Raw genomic sequence first — 3957 nt, 5'->3', positions numbered from 1 at the left:
GCGAAGAAGGCCGCCGAGGTCAAGGCCGCCAAGGAGCGCGCCGTCCAGCAGGCCGCGAACCGCTCCACCGCTCGTATCGAGACGGTCGCCGCCGCCAAGGACACCAAGAAGACCTACCCGAACAACCTCGACGGCTGGATCCGCGAATCCCTCGACATCATGAAGCAGAAGGGCATCCCGGGCAGCTACAACGGCATCTACCGGAACATCATCCGGGAGTCCGGCGGCAACCCGCGCGCCATCAACCTCTGGGACATCAACGCCCGCAACGGCGTGCCCTCCAAGGGTCTGCTCCAGGTGATAGCCCCGACCTTCAAGCAGTACCACGTCGAGGGCACCTCCTGGGACCTCTACGACCCGGTCGCGAACATCACCGCCGCGTGCAACTACGCCGCCGCGCGGTACGGCTCGATGGACAACGTGAACGGCCCCTACTGAGCCCCAACGTCCCGCCCCGGACCCGGCGTTCACACGCCGGGGGGTGAACCCGGACCCGGCGCCTCCACGCCGAAGGGCGACGGCACCCCCTGTGCGAGGGGTGCCGTCGCCCTTTTTCCGGCGGTGCCGACGGCTACTTGCGCATGACCTCCGGCTCATGGCGGCGCAGCAGCCGTGCGACGGCGAAGCCGCACGCGATGCCGAGGACGACCAGCGCGACCATGTCGATGCCCCACTGGGTGATGGTGTGCGCCCACAGCGGATCGGTGTCCAGGGGCTGCTTGCTGTCCCACGGCGCCATCATGTGGCCGACGCCGGGGCCCAGGTCCAGCGTGGCACCGGCCGCGCCGACCGCCCAGCGGGACGGCATCAGCCAGGCGAACTGCTCCACACCCGGCGAACCGAAGACCTTGAACAGCACACCGGTGAAGACGACCTGGACGATCGCGAACATGACCAGCAGCGGCATGGTCTTCTCGGCGGTCTTCACCAGGGACGAGATCACCAGACCGAACATCATCGAGGTGAAGCCGATCGCGATCACGGCCAGGCAGATCTCGGCGGCCGGCGGCATCAGCAGTCCCTCGGCGGGCAGCTTGCGCGTCGAGAGACCGATGGCGCAGATGATGACGCCCTGAACGGCGGTGATCAGGCCGAGCACGATCACCTTCGACATCAGATACGCGGAGCGGGACAGGCCGACCGCCCGTTCCCGTTCGTAGATCACCCGCTCCTTGATCAGTTCTCGTACGGAGTTGGCCGCGCCGGTGAAGCACATGCCGACCACGAGAATCAGCAGAACCGTCCCGGCCGCCTGGTTGAACGAGCCCTTCGGGGCCATCTGGAGGCCGAACTTCGCCGGGATGACGACGCTCACCGCGCCGAGCACGGCGGGCAGGATCGCCATCAGCCCCATGAAGCCCTTGTCGGAGCCGATCACCGACAGATAGCGGCGGATCAGCGTCCACAGCTGGGATCCCCAGCTCTGCGGCTTCTGCATCCGGGTCGGCGGCGCCTGGACGTGCACGGACTGCGGGGCGACGGAGTCGAGGTCCGCCGCGTACATCTGGTAGTGCTGCGAACCGCGCCAGCGGCCCGCCCAGTCGTAGTCGCGGTAGTTCTCGAACGCCGAGAAGACGTCCGCCCAGCTGTCGTAGCCGAAGAAGTTGAGCGCCTCGTCCGGCGGGCCGAAGTAGGCGACCGAACCGCCCGGCGCCATCACCAGGAGCTTGTCGCACAGCGCCAGCTCGGCGACCGAGTGGGTGACCACCAGCACGGTGCGGCCGTCGTCGGCGAGACCGCGCAGCAGCTGCATGACATCCCGGTCCATGCCCGGGTCGAGACCGGAGGTCGGCTCGTCCAGGAAGATCAGCGACGGCTTGGTGAGCAGCTCCAGCGCCACCGAGACCCGCTTGCGCTGACCGCCGGAGAGGGCGGTGACCTTCTTCTCCCGGTGGATGTCGAGCTTCAGCTCGCGCAGCACCTCGTCGATCCGGGCCTCGCGCTCGGTCTCGGCGGTGTCACCGGGGAAGCGGAGCTTGGCGGCGTACCGGAGGGCCTTCTGGACGGACAGCTCCTTGTGCAGGATGTCGTCCTGGGGCACCAGGCCGATGCGCTGGCGCAGCTCGGCGAACTGCTTGTAGAGGTTCCGGTTGTCGTAGAGGACATCGCCCTGGTTGGCCGGGCGGTAGCCGGTGAGCGCCTTCAGCAGCGTGGACTTGCCGGAGCCGGACGGGCCGATGACCGCGACCAGGGACTTCTCCGGGACGCCGAAGGAGACGTCCTTGAGGATCTGCTTGCCGCCGTCGACCGTCACCGTCAGATGGCGCGCGGAGAAGGAGACCTCACCGGTGTCGACGAACTCCTCGAGGCGGTCGCCGACGAGCCGGAAGGTGGAGTGACCGACGCCGACGGTGTCGGCGGGGCCGATGATCTGCTGCCGGACCGGCTGACCGTTGACATAGGTGCCGTTGTGGCTGCCGAGGTCGCGTATCTCGAAGCGGCCGTCGGGCAGCGCCCGGAACTCCGCGTGGTGGCGGGAGACCTGCAGATCGGAGACGACCAGGTCGTTCTCCAGCGCACGGCCGATGCGCATCACCCGGCCGGCGGCCAGCTGGTGGAAGGTGGTCGGGCTGCGGTCGCCCTGGACGGGCGCGGCACCGGCCGGACCGGAGGGGCCGGGGCCGGACAGGCCGGACGGGCCGGAGCCGGAGACGGCGGGGCCGGAGGGGGCGGCCCCGGGGGCGTTCTGCGCGAGGTGGTTCTGCGGGGCCTGGGGCTGCTGATGGGGCGCCTGCTGCTGATGGGGCGCCTGCTGGTGATGGGGCGCCTGCTGCTGCGGGATGAACGGTTGTTGCTGCTGCGGAGGCTGCCAGCCTTGGGGCTGCTGCCCGCCCTGCTGCGGCCAGCCGGGGCCGGGCTGCTGCTGCGGGTGCTGGGCGGAGGGCTGCTGCTGATGCGGGTGCTGCGGGGCATGCTGGGGCATGCCCATCGTCGCCTGCTGGCCGAATCCGCTCGCGGCGCCCATCGCGGCGCCGCCGCCGGAAACGCTGAGCCGGGGGCCGTCGGTGGCATTGCCGAGATGGATGGCCGAACCCGGGCCGATTTCCACCTGTTGGATTCGCCGGCCCTGCACATAGGTGCCGTTGGTGGAACCCTGATCCTCAATGATCCAACTGTGCCCGCCCCAGCGCACCGTGGCGTGTCGCCAGGAGACCCTGGCGTCGTCCAGCACCATGTCGCCCTGCGGGTCACGCCCCAGGCTGTACGACCTGGACGGATCAAGTGTCCAGGTCTGTCCGTTCAATTCCAGTACGAGTTCCGGCACTCCATGCCCCACTAGTTGTCCCCCGAGCTACCCCCTGACACAGGGAGTCTAGGGATGGCGAACATCGTGAGGAACTATTTCAGGCTCAGTCCCTTAACCGGAAGTCGGGTTTTGACAAGACCGCATATCGGGCGCTGTTGACCCATCCGAAAGGCCCTCGGAAAGTGATAAGCGCTGACGGACGGCTCAGATCATGGTTTATCCGGGCAACTCGCGACGACCGAGGGGGTGGCGCTGGAAGCGCGAGCACGAGCAGGCGCATACCTGACAGCCGCATACCTGGCAGGCGCATGCCCTGGCAGGCGCATGCCCTGGCAGGCCGCGCCGCTCGCCGCGATCGCGGACGGTGAGCTGGGGTCCTGGCCATGGTGGCCTCACCGCGCTCGGCCCGCACCATGGTGGACCTCACCGCGCTCGGGCCGCACCTGGCCGCGAGGGTGCTGCTGATGCTCGCCGCCGGAGTGCTCACCGCATGCTCGTACGCCCCCGGGCAGTGCCCGCTGACTTTGACCGGCGCGGTGAACTTGTCGCCGCGGCCCGTACGCCTCGGGCCGTGCCGCGGGCAGCGCCCGGCCGGCCGCCGTCGCCGGGTGGTGTGCGCTGCGGCTGGGGTACCGGAAGCGTTCCGCTCGCGCTGCTGCTGGGCGCGGGGTGGGGCGTGGCGGCCGGGCACGCCGTGGCGCTCGTGGCAC

2 protein-coding genes are annotated in these 3957 nt (G+C 69.4%); one reads left to right on the top strand and one right to left on the bottom strand.

Features of this window, described 5'->3' with window-relative positions; all coding sequences use genetic code 11:
• On the top strand, window positions 1-438 hold a 438-nt coding region (locus AXW62_RS36105), incomplete at its 5' end, for a transglycosylase SLT domain-containing protein (protein WP_159061034.1).
• 133 nt (window positions 439-571) lie between these two features.
• Here the strand turns inward: AXW62_RS36105 and AXW62_RS36100 are convergent.
• Window positions 572-3277 (bottom strand): FHA domain-containing protein, encoded by a 2706-nt coding sequence (locus AXW62_RS36100; RefSeq protein ID WP_060948132.1) that lies wholly within the window; start codon window positions 3275-3277, stop codon window positions 572-574.
• Window positions 3278-3957: the final 680 nt, after the last annotated feature.

The organism is Streptomyces hygroscopicus subsp. hygroscopicus, assembly GCF_001553455.1.
GTDB lineage: Bacteria > Actinomycetota > Actinomycetes > Streptomycetales > Streptomycetaceae > Streptomyces > Streptomyces hygroscopicus.
The sequence above is the reverse complement of the archived record's forward strand: the minus strand, read 5'-3'. Positions and strand labels throughout refer to the sequence as shown.